The 20,507-nt window shown below is 57.6% G+C and carries 20 protein-coding genes; 17 read left to right on the top strand and 3 right to left on the bottom strand.

What is annotated here, in order from left to right:
* The 9 genes from ACIOU6_RS17395 to ACIOU6_RS17435 form a co-directional block, all read left to right on the top strand.
* The coding region (locus ACIOU6_RS17395; RefSeq protein WP_401138223.1) for a FliM/FliN family flagellar motor switch protein at positions 1 to 549 on the top strand (549 nt) is incomplete at its 5' end.
* A gap of 56 nt (positions 550 to 605) precedes the next feature.
* Positions 606 to 1,061: a flagellar motor switch protein FliN gene (gene fliN, locus ACIOU6_RS17400; RefSeq protein WP_401138226.1), complete on the top strand. Its 456-nt coding sequence runs from the start codon at positions 606 to 608 to the stop codon at positions 1,059 to 1,061.
* On the top strand, positions 1,062 to 1,514 hold the full coding sequence (gene fliO / locus ACIOU6_RS17405) for a flagellar biosynthetic protein FliO (protein ID WP_221731972.1): 453 nt from the start codon (positions 1,062 to 1,064) through the stop codon (positions 1,512 to 1,514).
* The gene (gene fliP / locus ACIOU6_RS17410) at positions 1,514 to 2,272 is read left to right on the top strand and encodes a flagellar type III secretion system pore protein FliP (protein ID WP_221731971.1); all 759 of its coding nucleotides are present in this window, start codon (positions 1,514 to 1,516) and stop codon (positions 2,270 to 2,272) included. The genes fliO and fliP overlap by 1 nt, the downstream gene beginning before the upstream one ends.
* Positions 2,269 to 2,538: a flagellar biosynthesis protein FliQ gene (fliQ, locus tag ACIOU6_RS17415; RefSeq protein WP_221731970.1), complete on the top strand. Its 270-nt coding sequence runs from the start codon at positions 2,269 to 2,271 to the stop codon at positions 2,536 to 2,538. Before fliP ends, fliQ begins: the two co-directional genes overlap by 4 nt.
* Before the next feature lie 3 nt (positions 2,539 to 2,541).
* Complete coding sequence (fliR, locus tag ACIOU6_RS17420; RefSeq protein WP_221731969.1) at positions 2,542 to 3,327, top strand: flagellar biosynthetic protein FliR; 786 nt, start codon at positions 2,542 to 2,544, stop codon at positions 3,325 to 3,327.
* 3 nt (positions 3,328 to 3,330) lie between these two features.
* Positions 3,331 to 4,470 carry a flagellar biosynthesis protein FlhB gene (gene flhB, locus ACIOU6_RS17425; RefSeq protein WP_221731968.1) on the top strand — a complete coding sequence of 380 codons (1,140 nt, stop codon included), beginning with the start codon at positions 3,331 to 3,333 and terminating at the stop codon, positions 4,468 to 4,470.
* Positions 4,471 to 4,605: 135 nt separating this feature from the next.
* Positions 4,606 to 4,857, top strand: a complete 252-nt coding sequence (locus ACIOU6_RS17430) for a hypothetical protein (RefSeq protein ID WP_401138232.1) — start codon at positions 4,606 to 4,608, stop codon at positions 4,855 to 4,857.
* A gap of 133 nt (positions 4,858 to 4,990) precedes the next feature.
* Positions 4,991 to 5,659 carry a hypothetical protein gene (locus tag ACIOU6_RS17435; protein WP_401138234.1) on the top strand — a complete coding sequence of 223 codons (669 nt, stop codon included), beginning with the start codon at positions 4,991 to 4,993 and terminating at the stop codon, positions 5,657 to 5,659.
* A gap of 501 nt (positions 5,660 to 6,160) precedes the next feature.
* Here ACIOU6_RS17435 and ACIOU6_RS17440 read toward each other — a convergent pair.
* The gene (locus ACIOU6_RS17440; protein WP_401138237.1) at positions 6,161 to 6,520 is read right to left on the bottom strand and encodes a DUF6124 family protein; all 360 of its coding nucleotides are present in this window, start codon (positions 6,518 to 6,520) and stop codon (positions 6,161 to 6,163) included.
* A gap of 630 nt (positions 6,521 to 7,150) precedes the next feature.
* Between ACIOU6_RS17440 and ACIOU6_RS17445 the strand changes: the two genes are divergently transcribed.
* The gene (locus ACIOU6_RS17445; RefSeq protein ID WP_401138240.1) at positions 7,151 to 7,435 is read left to right on the top strand and encodes a hypothetical protein; all 285 of its coding nucleotides are present in this window, start codon (positions 7,151 to 7,153) and stop codon (positions 7,433 to 7,435) included.
* 248 nt (positions 7,436 to 7,683) lie between these two features.
* Here the strand turns inward: ACIOU6_RS17445 and ACIOU6_RS17450 are convergent, their stop codons facing one another.
* On the bottom strand, positions 7,684 to 8,055 hold the full coding sequence (locus tag ACIOU6_RS17450) for a DUF6124 family protein (RefSeq protein ID WP_401138243.1): 372 nt from the start codon (positions 8,053 to 8,055) through the stop codon (positions 7,684 to 7,686).
* A gap of 479 nt (positions 8,056 to 8,534) precedes the next feature.
* Positions 8,535 to 10,955, bottom strand: a complete 2,421-nt coding sequence (locus ACIOU6_RS17455; RefSeq protein ID WP_401138246.1) for an Ig-like domain-containing protein — start codon at positions 10,953 to 10,955, stop codon at positions 8,535 to 8,537.
* Positions 10,956 to 11,635: 680 nt separating this feature from the next.
* Between ACIOU6_RS17455 and flhA the strand changes: the two genes are divergently transcribed.
* The 7 genes from flhA (at position 11,636) to ACIOU6_RS17490 (ending at position 20,493) form a co-directional block, all read left to right on the top strand.
* Positions 11,636 to 13,765 carry a flagellar biosynthesis protein FlhA gene (gene flhA / locus ACIOU6_RS17460; RefSeq protein WP_221731961.1) on the top strand — a complete coding sequence of 710 codons (2,130 nt, stop codon included), beginning with the start codon at positions 11,636 to 11,638 and terminating at the stop codon, positions 13,763 to 13,765.
* Between the two features lie 11 nt (positions 13,766 to 13,776).
* Positions 13,777 to 15,117: a flagellar biosynthesis protein FlhF gene (flhF, locus tag ACIOU6_RS17465; RefSeq protein WP_221731960.1), complete on the top strand. Its 1,341-nt coding sequence runs from the start codon at positions 13,777 to 13,779 to the stop codon at positions 15,115 to 15,117.
* 116 nt (positions 15,118 to 15,233) lie between these two features.
* Positions 15,234 to 16,064, top strand: coding sequence for a flagellar synthesis regulator FleN (gene fleN / locus ACIOU6_RS17470; RefSeq protein WP_016771060.1), 831 nt, complete (start codon positions 15,234 to 15,236; stop codon positions 16,062 to 16,064).
* Positions 16,061 to 16,801 (top strand): RNA polymerase sigma factor FliA, encoded by a 741-nt coding sequence (gene fliA, locus ACIOU6_RS17475; RefSeq protein ID WP_401138249.1) that lies wholly within the window; start codon positions 16,061 to 16,063, stop codon positions 16,799 to 16,801. Before fleN ends, fliA begins: the two co-directional genes overlap by 4 nt.
* A gap of 167 nt (positions 16,802 to 16,968) precedes the next feature.
* Positions 16,969 to 17,340, top strand: a complete 372-nt coding sequence (locus ACIOU6_RS17480) for a chemotaxis response regulator CheY (RefSeq protein WP_221731959.1) — start codon at positions 16,969 to 16,971, stop codon at positions 17,338 to 17,340.
* Between the two features lie 18 nt (positions 17,341 to 17,358).
* Complete coding sequence (locus tag ACIOU6_RS17485) at positions 17,359 to 18,147, top strand: protein phosphatase CheZ (protein WP_221731958.1); 789 nt, start codon at positions 17,359 to 17,361, stop codon at positions 18,145 to 18,147.
* Positions 18,148 to 18,201: 54 nt separating this feature from the next.
* Positions 18,202 to 20,493 (top strand): chemotaxis protein CheA, encoded by a 2,292-nt coding sequence (locus tag ACIOU6_RS17490; protein ID WP_401138252.1) that lies wholly within the window; start codon positions 18,202 to 18,204, stop codon positions 20,491 to 20,493.
* Positions 20,494 to 20,507 lie beyond the last annotated feature (14 nt).

Here is a 20,507-nt window from a genome sequence, read left to right on the forward strand (position 1 = left end):
GAGGGGCGTGAGTTCACCCCGACCGAACTGCGCGTGGTGCGCATGGTGCTGGAGCAGGCGTTCGTCGATCTGAAAGAAGCCTGGCAGGCGATCATGGAAGTCAATTTCGAGTACATCAACTCGGAAGTGAACCCGGCCATGGCCAACATCGTCGGCCCGAGCGAAGCGATTGTGGTCTCCACGTTCCACATCGAACTCGATGGCGGTGGCGGCGATCTGCACGTGACCATGCCGTACTCGATGATCGAGCCGGTGCGCGAAATGCTCGACGCCGGTTTCCAGTCCGATCTCGACGATCAGGACGAACGCTGGGTCAACGCCCTGCGCCAGGACGTGCTCGATGTCGACGTACCGATCGGCGCCACCGTTGCTCGCCGTCAGTTGAAGCTGCGCGACATCCTGCACATGCAGCCGGGCGATGTGATCCCGGTTGAAATGCCGGAAGACATGATCATGCGCGCCAACGGCGTGCCAGCCTTCAAGGTCAAGATGGGTTCGCACAAAGGCAACCTCGCGTTGCAGGTAATCGAGCCCATCGAGCGTCGCTGAAGCGGCGCTCTCACCCCCACACATTTAGCTGAATTTTTGCCCGCCGAGGACAAATGATGAACGACGATATGAACGCCCAGGACGATCAGGCACTGGCCGATGAATGGGCAGCAGCCCTGGAAGAGACTGGCGACGGCCAGGCTGACATCGACGCCTTGCTGGCCGCTGATGCCGGCGCATCGAGCTCCGACCGTCTGACGATGGAAGAGTTTGGCAGCGTGCCGAAGAATAACGACCCGGTCACATTGGACGGTCCGAACCTGGACGTGATCCTGGATATCCCGGTGTCCATCTCGATGGAAGTGGGCAGTACCGACATCAACATTCGCAACCTGCTGCAACTGAACCAGGGGTCGGTGATCGAGCTCGATCGTCTGGCGGGTGAGCCGCTGGATGTGCTGGTCAACGGCACCCTGATCGCTCACGGTGAAGTGGTCGTGGTCAACGAGAAGTTCGGCATCCGCCTGACCGACGTGATCAGCCCAAGTGAACGCATCAAGAAGCTGCGCTGAGTGAAAAGGTATCTCTGGGCTCTGCTGGCGCTGCCCTTGAGCGTGCTGGCCGCCGAGCCGGCGGCCAGCAACACCGTGCCTGCAGCCACTGCACCGATGGTCAACAGCGGCGTGGCCGGGCAATTGACGCAGTTGGTGTTGGGGCTGCTGGTGGTGTTGGGCTTGATCTTCGTTCTTGCCTGGTTGCTGCGCCGCGTGCAACAGGCGGGGCCGGCAGGCAAGGGGCAGGTGATCGAGCTGATCGGTTCCCGTGCGCTCGGTCCGCGTGACCGGTTGATGTTGGTTCAGGTCGGTAACGAGCAGATTTTGCTCGGTTTGAGTCCCGGCACCATCACTGCGCTGCATGTACTCAAGGAGCCGGTGGACGTCCCGAGCACTGCCGAGAAAGCGACCCCGGAGTTTGCCCAGCATCTGCTGAAGATGCTGGGTAAGGATCAGAAGGATAAGAAGTAATGGGTGCGTTACGCATCGTCTTGACGCTGGCCCTGTTGCTGGCTGCGCCGCTGGCATTGGCCGCCGATCCGTTGTCGATCCCGGCGATCACGCTGGGCACCAATGCCGACGGCGCGCAGGAGTATTCGGTCAGCCTGCAGATTCTGCTGATCATGACCGCGCTGAGTTTCATTCCGGCGTTCGTCATGCTGATGACCAGTTTTACCCGGATCATCATTGTCTTCTCGATCCTGCGTCAGGCCCTCGGCCTGCAGCAAACGCCGTCGAACCAGATCCTCACCGGCATGGCGCTGTTTTTGACGATGTTCATCATGGCGCCAGTGTTCGACCGGGTGAACAACGATGCCTTGCAGCCGTATCTGGCGGAAAAACTCACCGCTCAGCAAGCGGTGGAAAAGGCGCAGGTGCCCATCAAGGACTTCATGCTCGCGCAGACTCGTTCCAGCGACCTTGAGCTGTTCATGCGTCTGTCCAAACGTACCGACATCGCCACGCCTGATCAGGCGCCGCTGACGATTCTGGTACCGGCGTTTGTCACTTCGGAGCTTAAAACCGCGTTCCAGATCGGTTTCATGATCTTCATCCCGTTCCTGATCATCGACCTGGTCGTGGCCAGTGTGCTGATGGCGATGGGTATGATGATGCTCTCGCCGCTGATCATTTCCCTGCCGTTCAAGATCATGCTGTTCGTACTGGTCGATGGCTGGGCGCTGATCATTGGCACCCTGGCCAGCAGTTTTGGAGGTGTCTCGCCATGACGCCGGAAGTAGCGGTCGACATCTTTCGCGAAGCCTTGTGGCTGACCACGATGATGGTCGCGGTGCTGGTGATTCCCAGTCTTCTGGTCGGTTTGATGGTGGCGATGTTTCAGGCCGCGACCCAGATCAACGAACAGACCCTCAGCTTCCTCCCGCGCCTGCTGGTGATGCTGGTCACGCTGATCGTCACCGGGCCATGGCTGGTGCAGACCTTCATGGAATACATCATTCAGCTGTATCACAACATCCCGCTGGTTATCGGCTAAGCCATGCAATCGCTGCTTCAGCTGACCGACACCCAGATCAGTTCCTGGGTGGCGGCGTTCATGTTGCCGCTCTTTCGCATAGGCGCTGTGCTGATGGTCATGCCGGTGTTCGGCACGACGCTGGTGCCCAAGCGTATCCGTCTGTATTTCGCGCTCGCGATCACGGTGGTGATCGCGCCCGGCCTGCCGCCGATGCCCCCTGTTCATGCGCTGGATCTGAGCGGCTTGTTGCTCATCGCCGAGCAAATCCTGATTGGCGCTATCCTCGGTTTTTCCTTGCAACTGTTCTTTCAGGCATTCGTGGTGGCGGGGCAGATTGTCGCGATCCAGATGGGCATGGGTTTCGCCTCGATGGTCGACCCTACCAACGGCGTCTCGGTGGCGGTGATCGGGCAGTTCTTCACCATGCTGGTGACCTTGCTGTTCCTGTCGATGAACGGCCACCTTGTGGTGTTCGAAGTCCTCACTGAAAGTTTCACCACGTTGCCGGTCGGCAGCGGTCTGATGACGGCGCATTACTGGGAACTGGCCGGCAAACTCGGCTGGGTATTGGGGGCGGCGCTGATGCTGGTGTTGCCGGCGATCACCGCGTTACTGGTGGTCAACATCGCCTTCGGCGTGATGACCCGGGCTGCGCCGCAGCTCAATATCTTCTCCATTGGTTTTCCGCTGACCCTGGTGCTCGGCCTGTTCATTGTCTGGGTGGGGCTGGCGGATATTCTCAATCAGTATCAACCGCTGGCCGCTGAGGCTTTGCAGTTTTTACGCGAACTGGCACAGGCGCGCTGAGTCATGGCTGAGAGCGAAAGCGGTCAGGACAAAACAGAAGACCCCACGGAGAAGCGCAAAAAGGACTCCCGCGAGAAGGGTGAGGTTGCGCGTTCCAAGGAGCTCAACACCCTGGCGGTGATGTTGGCCGGTGCCGGTGCCTTGCTGGTCTTCGGCGGCATGCTCGCGCAGGACTTGATGGAGTTGATGCGCATGAACTTCTCGCTCTCGCGGGAAGTGATCATGGATCAGCGCTCCATGGGTGCCTTTCTGATGCATTCCGGCAAGCTTGCTCTGGTCGCGATTCAGCCGATCATGATCACCCTGTTGCTGGCCGCACTGATCGGGCCGATTGCCCTTGGTGGCTGGTTGTTTTCCGCCAGTACCATGGCGCCCAAATTCAGCCGGATGAACCCCGGCGCGGGCCTCAAGCGCATGTTTTCGATGAAGGCGATCATTGAGTTGCTCAAGGCGCTGGCGAAATTTTTCATCGTGCTGGCGGTGGCGCTGATGGTGTTGTCATCGGATGTCGACGACTTGCTGCGCATCGCCCATGAGCCGCTGGACCAGGCAATCATTCACAGTGTCTTGCTGGTGGGCTGGAGCACGTTGTGGATGGCCTGCGGGCTGATCCTGATCGCAGCGGTTGACGTTCCGGTGCAAATCTTCGAGAGCATGAAAAAGCTCAAGATGACCAAGCAGGAAGTGCGCGACGAGCACAAGGATCAAGAGGGGCGGCCGGAGGTCAAGCAACGCATCCGCCAGACCCAGCGCGAAATGTCCCAGCGGCGGATGATGGCGGCGATTCCCGACGCCGACGTGGTCATCACCAACCCGACCCACTATGCCGTGGCGCTCAAATACGATTCGGAAAAGGGCGGGGCGCCGGTGCTGCTGGCCAAGGGCAGTGACTTCCTGGCGCTGAAGATCCGCGAAATCGCCGTCGCCAACAACGTCATGCTCCTCGAATCGCCGGGGTTGGCGCGTTCGATCTACTACTCCACTGAACTCGATCAGGAAATCCCCGGCGGGTTGTACCTGGCCGTCGCCCAAGTGCTGGCCTACGTCTACCAGATCCGCCAACACCGCGCCGGCAAGGGCAAACGCCCGGATCCGCTCAAGGACGATTTGCCGATTCCGCCGGATCTGCGGCGTGATTCCTGACGGTTACCGTCTGTCTGAATGCAGTCGTCACCTGTCAACTCTGACAGGTGCGCTTGTCGAGCTTTTGCAGTTTGATGCTTGTTAACACCCAGTACCCGATACGGGTGTTTCGAGCAGACGCAAGGGAGCACGACAATGAAAGGTACGTTCAGCAGCTATGACCCCAAAACCGGTAAAGGCATTATTACCCCGACGCGCTCGGGAAGTTCTTTTGCTGCCGCAACAGGTTTTTTTCTTGCGGACAAAGGCTACAAGTTCAGTATTGCGTTGATGGACGAATATCGTGAAAAAATCAAAGTGGGCGATCCGGTCGAGTTTGACGAACCGAAAACGGCGGGAGGAGAAGCAACAAATCTACGAATTAATCCAGATCGCCCGCTGAAGTAGTCTGCGGCTGTACGACGGACGGTTACCGTCTGTCTGAAAACCCTGTCTGCCTGTCAGATCTGACAGTAGACGCCACCCTCCAGCTGCGCTGCCATGCATTCGGGAATAATCCCTCGGCGCAGAGAGCACGATCATGACAGAACGAATCTACAAAAAACTCGAAGGCATGACGCTGGAATATGTTTCAGGGAGGTTGGAGGCGAATCCGAAGGAAAGGTCTATCCGGTACACGGTCAGCTTCGATCTGGATCTGGACTTCACCCACTTTGTGCAGATGGCCAATATTTATGTCCCGGATTATCTCGATAATCCGATCAACGCCATCAGGCCCGAGCTCTACAGTCTGGCTTATCACTACTCCTACAACTATTTGTTTGACGCTGCGGGGAAAATCCACGACAACCAGGCGTTGTTCGAGCTGTTTACCTCGCCAGGCTATTACATGGATCAATGGGCGACGGGGCGTGATTTGGAGGCGCGTTATGGCAAGCCGGTGTTCGAGTTGATCGGCCGCAAGCTACGCATGACGGCACGGCAAGACTTTCGGTCACTGGATGGCACGAGCCAGATTGAAATAGGTGATTTGCCAATTATTCAGTTTCATTGGGCCCTCAATCTGCTGCAGGGCCATTCGGCGGTTCCACAGATCAAGGCGCCAGAGACCAAGGTCGTGCTCATGTACATGGATGAGGACTTCGTTGAGGTCGACGGGCAGCCAATATTCCGGGGTACGCAGTACATTGATAGCAAACAACTCGCCTTCGGTAATATTTCGCCCAAGCAGATTCTGACCGCGCAGTAACCAGCGCTCAAAGCAAAAGATCGCAGCCACGGCAACTCCTACCGTTGAAATGAACCTCAGTGGTAGCTTCCGAAGGCTGCGATCTTTTGATCTATGTGTAATCCAGGCTTATTCAGGTATGAAAAAGTCTTCCTATAGGTTTTGTCGCCTGACGCACCTAAGTCGTGAACAGACGCACTCCCCCCAGTTGACTGCTTTCTACTCGATGGGCTTGGGCACTACTGGGTGAAGCAAGGACGAACCACATTCATACAAAACGGTGCCCTGTCCCCGTTGAGCCATGAAACAAAAAACCGCTGTCCGGATTGAGCCGGGCGGCGGTTTTTTTATGCCTGAATACAGGTGTTGGCTGTGAAGCAGCCTTCGCGAGCAAGCCCGCTCCCACAGGGGGTGGTGTCGATCACAAGTCTGGGTTCACAACGCTGAACCTGTGGGAGGGGGCTTGCTCCCGAAAGCGTCAGCAACCAACACACATCAATCAAACCTTGTCACAGCAACCTGCTAATTCGACAATTCCAGATTATCCAGCACCCGATTCACCGCCAGTTCCCCGAGCATGATCAGTTGCGCAATACCTAATAACGTTCTGCGCTGCGACGCGGGTATGAGATGGGCGAAGTCATGGGCGATGGTCTTGGCCGAAGCGAGGGTTTCGCAAGCATCGGCCAGCAGTTCCTCGTTTTTGAAGTCCGCGGTCACAGCGTACATTCTGCGGGTTTTACGTGGCGGCGGCGTGGAGCCGGGCGGGCAGAGGTAGTGATCGAGGGCGCGGTCGGCCGCTTCGTGGAGCTTTTTCGAATCGAGGGATTCGTAGGGCGAGGTGGGATCGGTTTCGGGTGGGTTGGGTGTTGGTTTGATCATGGTGAAGCTCCTGAGTTTATGGAGCCACTCTTTCGCTGTCGCTAAACAGGTGAAGGTGGCAGCTGTACGCAGGTTAGCGAACCGGTCTCAGGCACACCGGTAGACCCAAAGGTCTCCCGCATACAGCCGCCATAACGTAATTGCGGGCGAAGAGTCCCACAACGAAGCCACGAACGCTGATGCACTGAGTTGGTCCGAGTCGCTAAACCCGATCGCTGATTCGTCAGCGACCGGACCACGATAGAGTCCCGGCACAAAGCGCACAAGCCGGCGGATTCTGGCTTGGCTGTAGGCAATGGCGCAAGGATTTGTAGCCTTGGAGGCGTGTCAGAAGATGTCTTTTAAACACCAGAGTTTAAAAGGCAAAAGAGTGGGCGACTGTCTGGATAACAACGTGATCGATCCCTGAAAGATTCTATGAGTGATATTTGAACTCTCCTTGAAAAATCCCAGCGATTTTTCGAGTTCGTCGGATTTGTGGCGCGATTTCTGAGGTTTACCTTTCGTCTGAAAGCGCGTCTAACCTGTCAGGTTTTACAGGTGTGGGAAGCGTGCTTTTGCGTTTTGATTGCTGGGTGGTGTCGCACATTCGGTGCGTATCCTATTTTGCGATGGCAAAGGAGAAGGGAAATGGCAGATGAAATGGAAGGTGAAGAGCTGAAGGGTGTATTCGTAAGCTACGACGAAAACACTGGCAGGGGCACTATTTATCCGGGACCGTACGATGAATACCTCAAAATAAAAAAGGACCGTTTAACGCCTGCTATGAATGTTCCGCGTGACCCTGACGACAGATGTTTTTACTTCCAGGTCCCTGAAGAGCTCAAACACGAACAGAACTTCAAAGTCGGTAAGCCGGTCGAATATGATCGTGTGAGTGCAGAGACGAAGGAAGTCACACGCCTCCGTTTTTAGTTTAAGTAGAGCGGGGTTGGCAATCTCTTGATGAGGTCCTGCTGACTCCGCCGTATCTGCAAAGTTTGCTCGCCGTTAGTAGAAGACCCACGGGTTAACCTCGTTTGTTCCATTTCGCTGCAAAAACTGGAAGGTTGCTTGATCGTTCCCACGCGCAGCACAGGAATGCAGCCGGGGCGCTCCGCGTCCCATCTAGAGCCGAACGCGGAGCGTCCGTTGAGGCGTTCCCACGCAGAGCGTGGGAACGATCAGTGCCCGAACTGGTTCGGAAACTCCAGATTATCCAGCACCCGATTCACCGCCAGTTCCCCGAGCATGATCAGTTGCGCAATGCCTAATAACGTTCTGCGCTGCGACGCGGGTATGAGATGGGCGAAGTCATGGGCGATGGTCTTGGCCGAAGCGAGGGTTTCGCAAGCATCGGCCAGCAGTTCCTCGTTTTTGAAGTCCGCGGTCACAGCGTACATTCTGCGGGTTTTACGTGGCGGCGGGGTGGAGCCGGGCGGGCAGAGGTAGTGATCGAGGGCGCGGTCGGCCGCTTCGTGGGGCTTTTTTGAATCGAGGGATTCGTAGGGGGAGGTGGGGTCGGTTTCGGGCGGGTTTGGCGTTGGTTTGATCATGGTGAAGCTCCTTGAAAAATGGAGCCGTCATCCATCGCTGCTAAACGGATAGGGTGGCGGCTGTACGCGGGTTAGCAGACCAGGCTCAAGGATCCCGGCGCACCGAAGTGCCCCACGCAAAGCCGCCATATTGTAATAGCGGGACTCGCGTGCCTTGAAAATTGCCGAGCTGCTAAACCCGATCACTGTTAGTCAGTGACCGGCAAACAGTAGAACCCACTCCCAAAGCGCACAAGCCGGCCGATTCTGGCGTAGCTGTAGGCAATTCCGCAAGAACGTGTAGCCTGATTACGTATCTTTGCGTGTCATTTAAACGCTTGCGTTTAAAGCAAAAAATCGCAGCCTGCGGCAGCTCACCAGTTTATTTGGAGTTGCCGCAGGCTGTGATCTTTAATTTAGTTGCTTGTTTAGCGGTAAATAAATACGTCCCATTTTCCTTTCTTGCATCGAGCACGCGTGCTGCTTGTTATGCGTCAAATTCAGCCAGGCAGAAGGCACCAACCATGTGCTTGGGAGTTGTTGCCCGTGAAACAGGAAATGGTCCATGCGTTCGGATTATTGGTTACAACTGAAAGGTACTGCCCGGCACCACATCCATCATTACGGCAGAGCCAACCGCCTGCGCTGGATACAAGCGGCTTGTATTTGACTTTCAGCACATCGATAGCTGCATTTGAAACAGGCGATCCACCAATTGAATTCATCCAGTTAATAGCTGCGCTGATGCTGTAGGTATGTGTAGGAGTCATGACCAGACGAACAATATTTTGCACTTTGACGGGGAACGAAACTTCACGCTGGGAGCTGTTTTCCCGCACGGTAATAGTTGCATTGCCATTTTTGAGACCACTGACCAGCCCGTTGTCATTCACTGTCGCTACATCAGTAGCGCTGGAGAAATAGGAGTAGTCGCCATCTCCAGAGATTGGTACCCGTGTTTGCGTAGTTTCGGGTGCAGGGGTTCCGGTCAGAGCAAGGAAGTCCGCATTGATGTTAAGTCCCTTAAGCTCCATGAGGCCCGTTTCTATGGTGAAAGGATGTAAGCTCTTCACGGTATAAAACCGCGGGGAAAAGGAAACCGCTTTGACCTTATCAAGAGAGCCGTCAAGATTAACGGCCCATTCCGTGATCAATTCAGTTCCATCCTTGAGTTCCTTCAGCCATTCAATCGGCGCTTTTACCGACAACCCGTCTGCCGACTCATTCGGTTCTCCCAACCGAACATCCTTGCTGATCGGATTCCCGTTCTTGTCAAAGCCTCTACAGGTTATCCAGATGGGTTGTCCTGCCTTCTGCAGTGGCCATTTTTCCGCGAGAATCCGGGCACTGTCGTCCAGTGTGTGAACTTCCAGCATCTCACCCGTTTCCCCTCCAATGTTCGGTGTCGGTAATCGCGGATCATCCTCGGCGATAGGCTGGATAGTCAGCACCAGATCCGGGGACTCGCCTTCGGGTTTTTCACCACGAATCAGTTCCCAACGCAATTTGATGGTTGTTCCGCGCCGTGCCACCAGAAACGCTGGATCAAGTTTAAAGTTGGCGCGTTTGTTCTGGTTGAACGTCAGTAGCGGAAAGGGTTTGGCGTCGGGTAGGGGGTTAACTTCCAGCAGTTGAGCCTGGTCACCCGCAAAGGCCGAAAGGTGTTCGACGCGCACAGTGACGCCTTCTTCGTAGGCCAACACATCAACTGGGTTGGTCGCCGGTGCCAGCAGTGTTGGCGGCTCTAGATCTACCGGTGTTGTCCCCGTCACTGTTGCGGTAGCTGTGTTGGAACTCCCCACCAGACCCACATTGGGCCTGTGCAATACATAAGTCGCAGTCACCTTGCTGCCAGCGAAGACCTTGTCATTGGGCACTTCAAGGAAACAGGGCAGTTTCCCAAGGAAGGGATCCTCTTCGACTTTGCCGGTGACTACCACGGGGTCGGTTTGCCCTGTAGTGGTATAGGTCGCCATAATTTCGTCGCCCGCCATAAAGCGGTTGTCTTTGGTCATCACAACCAGCAGCAACGGATTACCCGCCAGTTTTTCCAGATCGATGATGCTCGCGTCATCACCGGGATAGTCCTCTTTGCGCTCCAGCAGAATCGGCATCGGCAAACGTTTGCCGTCCAGATCCTCATCGACGGTCTGTAGTGGTGACCACGGCGCATCGGTGTCCGGGCCGTTGCCGATCTGGTCGGTGACGGTGTAGGAAAAGTGCAGTTTCTGATCCTCGCGTTTCGCTTTATCCAGGTAGGTGCGATCCACGGTGAAGCAAATGGTGATGGGCGTTTCAGAGCCGTGATCGGGCGGTTGGGGCGCCTGGTCCTTGCCCACAACGACACGCAGGATTTCGCCGTTGCATTTGAGGGTGATCTCGTCGTAGGCCCGGCAATAAGGGTAAGCCACGCACACCTCGGCGCTGACAAAGTCCGGGCTGACGCCGTTTTTGATGGCGTCGGGCAGCAGCAATTTGAGTTCGGAGTGACCTCCATCGGGCTCGGTCAGACGATCCTTCAGGCCGGGGCGAATCTTGTTGTAGAGAACGGTGAGCATTGGCTCGGAGGTGCCTAAATTGTTGCTGCCGCGCCTGAAGGTGTAATACACGTTGTTAATACGATGTGGAAGCAGCCGGTTTTTGGGGATGCGCACAGTCATTCGAGCATTGGGATCGATAACGGTCTCGCTGTCCAGAACGGCGGACTCATTTTCGAGCCACAACTCCAGTACATCACCGGGATCCACGGTGCCAACAAGCGGGGGATCCACAAGAACCACAGCACCTTCACCGTCGTTGACTAGGTCATAAGCCGCCAGCGACAAACCAATTTGTGCGCCCTCGACCGGGTAGGTTTCACCGTTTACCTTGGGTGGGTCGAGCGCGAGGACGGTGTTATCGGGTGGGGTTGAGGTGGTCATGAGCGAAACTCCTGCGCAGTGGGAATGGGCTGGAGCTATCAGAGCGCTAAACGGTTAATTACGCACCTGTCAGATCTGACAGGTGGCGACGGACGGTCACTCACGCGCAGTGCATTGATCCCTGTAGGCGCTGCCGAAAGCTGCGACGTTTGGATTTACCTGCTAATCGGGCGATTGTTCGGGTGAAAACCTGGTCTGTCCCTGAGGCGTCAGGTACTGGCCTACGTCTACCAGACTCGCCAAGACCGCGCAGGCATGGGCAGGCGCCCGGATCCGTTCAAGGTTGATTGGACGATGCCGCCGGATTTACACCGCGACTCCTGACTTTGCTGTGATGAAACGAAAAAACCGCCATCACGATTGACCGGGGCAGCGGTTTTTTATGCCTGAAAACATGTGTTGGCTGTGAGGCCGCCTTCGCGAGCAAGCCCGCTCCCACTTTTGGATCTTCGTTTCTACCAGGTTTCATCTGTCTGCCGGATCGGCCTGTCTCGATAAAACTGACGCAACGCAAAACAACTGTGGGCTTGCTCGCGCAAGGGCTGCTTCGGTCAGCAGAGAACTCACGGTTAAAACCCGTCTGTTTCAATCATTGGTGAAAGTTGGAAGGCTTCTTGCAGTAGCCGCCGTGAGCCCGCTCTGGGCGTCAAAAGTTTGCTTTAAAGGAACGAGGAAAACCGGTGGATCGCTCTCAGTTACTCAACAGTGCTCGCTCGAACGTTGCCGATCTCAGTCGAGGCAATCTGGGCGTGCCGCTGTTGCTGCTGGTCATGCTGGCCATGATGATGTTGCCGGTGCCGCCGTTCCTGCTGGACGTGTTTTTCACCTTCAACATAGCCCTGTCAATCGTCGTCCTGCTGGTTTGCGTATACGCCCTGCGGCCGCTGGATTTCGCGGTGTTCCCGACGATTCTGCTGGTCGCGACCTTGCTGCGGCTGGCGCTGAACGTGGCGTCGACGCGGGTGGTGATGCTCAACGGTCAGGACGGCCACGCGGCTGCCGGTAAGGTGATCCAGGCCTTCGGTGAAGTGGTGATCGGCGGTAACTATGTGGTGGGTATCGTGGTGTTCGCGATCCTGATGATCATCAACTTCGTCGTGGTCACTAAAGGCGCCGGGCGGATTTCCGAGGTGAGCGCACGCTTCACCCTCGATGCGATGCCTGGCAAGCAAATGGCGATCGACGCCGACCTCAACGCCGGTCTGATCGACCAGAACCAGGCGAAGGCCCGCCGTTCGGAAGTCGCCCAGGAGGCCGAGTTCTACGGTTCGATGGACGGTGCGAGCAAGTTCGTGCGTGGTGATGCCATCGCCGGTCTGCTGATTCTGTTCATCAACCTCATTGGCGGCGTGGCCGTCGGTATCTTCCAGCACCACATGAGCTTCGCCGAAGCGGGCAAGGTTTACGCCTTGTTGACCATCGGTGACGGTTTGGTGGCGCAATTGCCATCACTGTTGTTATCGACAGCGGCAGCGATCATGGTGACGCGTGCTTCCGGTTCGGAAGATATGGGCAAACAGATCAGCCGTCAGATGTTCGCCTCGCCCAAAGCGCTGGCGGTTGCAGCGGGGCTGATGGCGGTCATGGGGCTGGTGCCGGGCATGCCGCACTTCTCGTTCCTGAGCATGGCTGCGCTGGCCGCCGGTGGCGCCTATCTGTTCTGGAAAAAACAAAATGTCGCCAAGGTTCAAGCGCTGCAAGAGGTCAAGCGTCAGCAAGAGTTGCTGCCATCGCCGGCCCGCGCCATGGAAACCAAAGAGTTGGGTTGGGATGACGTGACACCGATCGACATGATCGGCCTGGAAGTGGGCTATCGCCTGATCCCGCTGGTGGATCGCAATCAGGGTGGACAATTGCTGGCGCGGATCAAGGGTGTGCGCAAAAAGCTCTCGCAAGATCTGGGCTTCCTGATGCCGACCGTGCATATCCGCGACAACCTCGATCTGGCGCCGAGCGCCTATCGCCTCACGCTGATGGGTGTGATCCTCGCCGAAGCGGAGATCTACCCGGATCGCGAGTTGGCGATCAATCCGGGGCAGGTCTACGGCGCGCTCAACGGTATCAACGCCAAAGATCCGGCTTTCGGACTGGAAGCGGTGTGGATCGAAATCAGCCAGCGGGCGCAGGCGCAATCGCTGGGTTACACCGTGGTCGATGCGAGCACCGTGGTCGCCACTCACCTGAACCAGATTCTGTACAAGCATTCCAGCGAGCTGATTGGCCACGAAGAAGTGCAGCAACTCATGCAGTTGCTGGCCAAAAGTTCGCCGAAACTGGCTGAAGAGTTGGTGCCGGGTGTGGTTTCGCTGTCGCAACTGCTCAAAGTATTGCAGGCGCTGTTGGCCGAACACGTACCGGTGCGCGACATCCGCAGCATTGCCGAAGCTATCGCCAACAACGCCGCGAAGAGTCAAGATACCGCCGCGTTGGTGGCCGCTGTGCGGGTCGGCGTATCGCGCGCCATCGTCCAAAGCATTGTAGGCACTGAGTCCGAGCTGCCTGTGATCACCTTGGAACCAAGGTTGGAACAAATATTGCTCAATAGTCTGCAGAAGGCAGGACAAGGCTCGGAAGAGGGCGTTCTGCTGGAACCAAGCATGGCCGAGAAGCTGCAGCGTTCGCTCATCGAAGCGGCGCAGCGCCAGGAAATGCAAGGTCAACCGGTGATTCTGTTGGTAGCAGGTCCGATCCGCGCGATGCTCTCGCGTTTTGGTCGCCTCGCCGTCCCAGGGCTGCATGTGCTGGCCTACCAGGAAATTCCGGACAACAAGCAAGTGACGATCGTTGCGACAGTAGGGCCCAACGGCTGAGGTAGTGGTTTATGCAAGTTAAGCGTTTTTTCGCCGCCGATATGCGTCAGGCCATGAAGCTGGTTCGTGATGAGCTGGGCGCTGAAGCCGCCATCATTGGCAACCGCCGCATTGCTGGTGGCGTCGAGCTGACGGCGGCGCTGGATTACAAATTGTCGGCGCTGGCGCCGCGGGTTCCGAACATTGAACTCGAAGATGAGCTGCGCAAGACCCAGTCGCGCATCGTCACTGCCCAGGCCGAGTTGAGCATGCGCGGCGAAGCCGATGGCAACACCAATCGCCAGTTGTTCGCCGGGCTGCCATTGACGGCCGGCTTGCCGCTGACTGCTGCCGAACCGTTGAGCGAGCCGACATATGCGGCCCCGGCGCGTCCGGCACCCGCACCTGCGCAATCGTCTGGCGGTGTCGATCCGCGTGCACTGGATTCGATGCGTTTTGAATTGAACAGCCTGCGCGAACTGATGGAAGTTCAGCTTGGCACGCTGGCCTGGAATCAGTTGCAAGGCAATCGTCCGGCGCAAGCCAACCTGTATCGTCGCCTGCAACGTATCGGTCTTTCCGGTCCGTTGTCGCGCGACCTGCTGGCGATGATCACCGATATCGAAGAACCTCGTCAGGCCTGGCGCATGCTGCTGGCGCACCTGGCACGGATGATTGCCGTACCGGAAGTCGAGCCGCTGGAAGAAGGCGGGGTGATCGCCATGGTCGGTCCGGCAGGTATGGGCAAGACCACCACGCTGGCGAAGCTCGCTGCCCGTTATGTGCTTAAGTACGGCGCGCAAAACGTTGCGCTGGTGAGCATGGACAGTTTCCGCATCGGCGCTCAGGAACAATTGAAGACCTTGGGCCGGATCCTCAACGTGCCCGTGACGCACGTCGACCCGGGTCAGTCGCTGGTGCAGGCGCTGGATCCATTGCTGCGCAAGCGCGTGGTGCTGATCGATACCGCGGGCCTGCAAGCCAGCGATCCGGCACTGCGCATGCAGCTCGAAAGTCTGGCCGGGCGAGGCATCCGTTCAAAAAATTATCTGGTCTTGGCAACCACCAGCCAGAAACAGGTTCTAACCGCCGCTTATCATAGTTACAAGCGTTGCGGGCTTGCCGGGTGCATCCTGACTAAACTGGATGAAACGGCCAGCCTTGGCGAAGTGTTGAGCCTGGCGATCAGTCATGAATTGCCGGTCGCGTACCTGACCGATGGCCCACGGATTCCGGATGATCTGCATCTGCCGCGCCGTCATCAACTGGTCAGCCGCGCCGTCAGCGTGCAAATGCAGGAAGAACCCAGCGAAGAAGCCATGGCTGACATGTTCGCTGATATCTATCACAGCCCGACCAAGCAGGTAGGCTGAGGTATTCATGAACAGTTTTTGTACCTACATCGATGGTCTGCCATGCATTGTTCAGGTTGTGAACGCGCAGCCAGTAATGTGGCCTCCGTCTATGCAAGACAAGGTAAAGAAATAACATGGGCAGCATGCATCCCGTACAGGTGATCGCGGTGACCGGCGGCAAAGGTGGCGTCGGGAAAACTAACGTGTCAGTGAACTTGTCGCTGGCGCTGGCAGAGCTTGGCCGTCGGGTCATGCTGCTGGACGCCGATCTGGGACTGGCGAACGTCGACGTTCTGCTGGGGCTGACCCCCAAACGCACGCTGGCCGATGTGATCGAAGGCCGCTGCGAACTGCGCGACGTGCTGTTGCAAGGCCCGGGCGGAATTCGCATTGTGCCGGCGGCGTCCGGCACTCAGAGCATGGTTCACCTGAGCCCGGCGCAACATGCCGGTCTGATTCAGGCCTTCAGCGACATCGGCGACAATCTCGACGTATTGGTGATAGACACCGCTGCGGGCATTGGTGACTCGGTAGTCAGTTTCGTGCGCGCGGCGCAGGAAGTGTTGCTGGTGGTTTGCGACGAGCCGACTTCGATCACCGACGCCTACGCACTGATCAAACTGTTGAACCGTGATTACGGCATGAACCGCTTCCGCGTCCTGGCCAACATGGCCCAGAGCCCGCAAGAGGGCCGTAACCTGTTCGCCAAGTTGACCAAAGTCACGGATCGCTTCCTTGACGTGGCCCTACAATACGTCGGCGCCGTGCCCTACGACGAAAGCGTGCGCAAGGCCGTGCAGAAGCAGCGTGCAGTCTATGAAGCCTTTCCGCGTTCCAAGTGCGCACTGGCGTTCAAGGCAATCGCGCAGAAGGTCGATACTTGGCCGCTGCCTGCCAACCCGCGTGGGCACCTTGAGTTTTTCGTCGAGCGCCTCGTGCAGCAAACAGCAGGGCCCGTGATATGACAGCCAGCGGTATGAACTACTACAAGAAATCGGCACGTGACGCACAGTACGAATTGATCGAGCGTTACGCACCACTGGTCAAACGCATTGCCTACCACTTGCTGGCACGCCTGCCGGCCAGTGTGCAGGTCGAGGACCTGATCCAGGCCGGAATGATCGGTCTGCTTGAAGTCTCGACCAAATACGACGCCAGCAAAGGCGCCAGTTTCGAAACGTACGCGGGCATTCGAATCCGCGGCGCGATGCTCGACGAAGTGCGCAAAGGGGACTGGGCGCCACGCTCGGTTCACCGCAACACCCGTATGGTCAGCGACGCGATTCGCGCAATTGAAGCTAAAACCGGCCGTGATGCTAAAGATCACGAGGTTGCGGCCGAACTCCAATTGAGTCTCGACGATTACTACGGGATTTTGAATGACACCCTGGGCAGTCGCTTGTTCAGTTTCGACGACCTGTTGCAGGACGGCGAACACGAAGGGCTGCACGAGGATGGCGCCAGTGCTCATCTTGAGCCGTCACGCGATCTGGAAGATGAACGCTTCCAGGCGGCGTTGGCGGACGCGATTGCCAATTTGCCGGAGCGTGAGCGACTGGTGTTGGCGCTGTACTACGACGAAGAGCTGAACCTCAAGGAGTTCGGTGACGTCGTTGGCGTCAGTGAATCGCGTGTCAGCGTGTTACACAGCCAGTGCGCGGCCCGTTTGCGGGGGCGTTTGGGGGAGTGGCGAGCGCGCTGAAGGCAGTGTGGGGACACTGCGAACGAGGCCGGTGCGGTGATGAGCGGCACCGGTCTTGCTCCGTTGTGTTCCAGACAGTCTTCGAGTGCTACGCCGGAATGATTGAAATGGCGCGTCCAGGTGCTGGGCGCGTTTAAGACTGCTTGGAGGTCGAATTGGACAAAAACATGAAAATCCTCATCGTTGATGACTTCTCAACGATGCGGCGGATCATCAAGAACCTGCTGCGTGATCTGGGGTTCACCAACACCGTCGAGGCCGACGATGGCATTACCGCCATTCCGGTGCTCAACAGCGGAAACATCGACTTTCTGGTAACGGACTGGAACATGCCGGGCATGACCGGTATCGACCTGCTGCGCCACGTGCGTGCCGATGAAAAACTCAAGCACCTGCCGGTGTTGATGGTGACCGCTGAAGCCAAGCGCGAACAGATCATCGAAGCGGCCCAGGCCGGTGTTAACGGCTACGTGGTCAAACCTTTCACGGCCCAGGCGTTGAAAGAAAAAATCGAGAAGATTTTCGAACGCATCGGCTGATGAACGCGCGGGGGAGCTATGGAGCATAACGAATCTTCACAGGGCGATTTCGAGTCGACCCTGAAAAAACACGCGGTCGAACTGGTCGAGAGCCTTGAAAAAGGCAGGTTCGGCGACGCTGTGCAACTGATCCATGAGCTCAATCAGACCCGTGACCGCGGCCTGTATCAGGAAGTGGGCAAACTCACGCGCGAACTGCACAGTGCGATTGTCAACTTTCAGATCGATCCGCACATGCCGCAGGCTGAGGAAGTGTCGCAAATCACCGACGCCACCGAACGCCTGGGCTATGTGGTCAAGCTGACAGAAGCCGCGGCCAACCGCACCATGGATCTGGTGGAAAGCGCCACACCGCTAGTCAATGGCCTGGCTGACGAAGCCCAGGCCTTGAGTGCCGATTGGGGTCGCTTCATGCGTCGCGAGGTCGGGGCTGAAGAGTTCCGCGAACTGGCGCGCCGGGTCGACGGTTTTCTGTCGCGCAGCAGCACGGACAACCGTGCGGTGTCGGGCAATCTGAACGACATCCTGCTGGCTCAGGATTACCAGGACCTGACCGGTCAGGTGATCAAGCGTGTGACGCAACTGGTGACCGAAGTCGAAAGCAATTTGCTCAAACTCGTGCTCATGGCCAGTCAGGTGGACCGCTTTGCGGGCATCGAACACGACCGTGAGGCGATGCTTGCAGAAAAAGATCCACAAAAACATCTCTCGCAGGGTGAAGGTCCGCAGATTCATGCCGATAAACGAGAAGACGTTGTGTCCGGTCAGGACGATGTGGACGATTTGTTATCCAGCCTTGGATTCTAGAGTTTTGGAATTTTAGGTTTTTTGGGTTTTTAGACCTGTAGGAGCACCCCATTAATGAGCTTCGGCGCCGATGAAGAGATCCTTCAGGATTTCCTGGTTGAGGCCGGCGAGATTCTTGAGCAACTGTCCGAACAACTGGTCGAGCTGGAAAGCCGTCCGGATGATGCAGATCTGCTCAATGCAATTTTTCGCGGTTTCCACACTGTAAAAGGGGGCGCCGGCTTCCTTCAGCTCAATGAGCTGGTGGAGTGCTGTCACATCGCCGAAAACGTGTTCGACATCCTGCGTAAGGGTGAGCGGCGCGTTGATGCAGAACTGATGGACGTTGTCCTCGAAGCACTGGACGCGGTGAACAGCATGTTCAGCGAAGTCCGCGAACGTGCGCCGATCACGGCGGCCACTCCGCAACTGCTGGCCGCCCTGGCGCGTCTGGCCGAGCCGCAAACGGCGGACGAAGCCCCGGCATCTCCCGTGGCCGAGATGATCGAAGAACTGGTCGTCGAAGGCGATTCGGGCGACATCACCGATAACGAATTTGAACAGTTGCTGGACTCGCTGAATGCCGTCAAGGCTGAAGCCGAAGCCCCGGCGGCTGCGGCGCCTGCGCCAACTGTCGATGCGGCCGCCGGCGATGAAATTACTGATGCCGAGTTCGAGTCATTGCTCGATCAGTTGCACGGTAAAGGTCAATTCGCGGCTGACGCTGTAGCACCGGCGGCGGCTGCTCCGGCAGCACCGGCGGCGGGCGACAGTTCGGACATCACCGATGACGAATTCGAAGCGTTGCTCGATCAGTTGCACGGCAAAGGCAATTTCGCCGTTGATGCGCTGGAATCGGCCATTGCCTCGGCACCTGCTGCGCCAGCCGCACCGGCGGCCGCCGCAGCCGGCAGCGATCTGATCAGCGATCACGAATTCGAATCGCTGCTCGACGAATTGCACGGCAAAGGCAAGTTCACTGAAGTCGGCACCGCCGCGGCGGGCAGTACTTCTGCCGTTGCGACACCAGCCGCTAAAGCGCCGGCTGCCGCTGCCGCTGCCGCTGCCGCTGCCGCTGCTGCGCCGAAGCCTGCCGCCAAGCCCGAGCCGAAAGCCGAAACGCCAAAACCGGCGGCTGCTGCGCCAGCGCCTGCACGCGCTCCAGCGGCACCGCCACCGGAAAAACCGGCGAGCGAAGCCGAGACTACCGTGCGGGTCGACACCGCGCGTCTCGACGAAATCATGAACATGGTCGGCGAACTGGTGCTGGTGCGTAACCGTCTGGTGCGCCTGGGTCTGAACAGTGGTGACGAAGCCATGTCCAAAGCCGTGTCGAACCTCGACGTGGTGACGGCTGACTTGCAGACTGCGGTGATGAAAACCCGGATGCAGCCGATCAAGAAGGTCTTCGGGCGCTTCCCACGCCTGGTTCGAGACCTGGCGCGTCAGCTCAAGAAAGAGATCAACCTGGAACTGGTCGGCGAAGAAACCGATCTCGACAAAAACCTTGTCGAGGCCCTGGCCGACCCGCTGGTCCACTTGGTGCGCAACGCTGTCGACCACGGTATCGAATCGCCGGAAGAGCGTGAAGATTCAGGCAAGGCGCGGGGCGGCAAAGTCGTTCTGGCGGCCGAGCAGGAAGGCGATCACATTCTTCTGTCGATCTCCGATGACGGCAAAGGCATGGACCCGAACGTTCTGCGCGCCATCGCGGTAAAACGCGGTGTGATGGACAAGGACGCGGCCGATCGCCTGAGCGATAGCGAGTGCTACAACCTGATCTTCGCCCCGGGCTTCTCGACCAAGACCGAGATCTCCGACGTGTCCGGCCGCGGTGTCGGCATGGACGTGGTGAAGACCAAGATTTCCCAGCTCAACGGTTCGATCAACATCTACTCGACCAAGGGCCAGGGCTCGAAGATTGTCATCAAGGTACCGCTGACGCTTGCGATCATGCCGACCTTGATGGTGATGCTCGGCAATCAGGCGTTCGCTTTCCCGTTGGTCAACGTCAACGAAATCTTCCACCTCGACCTGTCGACCACCAACGTCGTGGACGGCCAGGAAGTGGTGATCGTGCGGGACAAGGCGCTGCCATTGTTCTACCACAAGCGCTTGATGGTCAGCTCCGCCGCTCACGAAGAGCAGCGCGAAGGCCATGTGGTGATCCTTTCGGTGGGCACTCAGCGGATCGGCTTCGTCGTCGATCAACTGGTCGGCCAGGAAGAAGTGGTCATCAAGCCATTGGGCAAAATGCTGCAGGGCACTCCGGGCATGTCCGGCGCCACCATCACCGGTGACGGCCGCATTGCACTGATTCTCGATGTTCCAAGCATGCTCAAGCGTTACGCCGCACGGCGTATTTGAATCCGGGGCAGCGG

It is taken from the genome of Pseudomonas sp. NPDC087615, assembly GCF_044743445.1.
GTDB classification, from domain to species: domain Bacteria; phylum Pseudomonadota; class Gammaproteobacteria; order Pseudomonadales; family Pseudomonadaceae; genus Aquipseudomonas; species Aquipseudomonas baetica_A.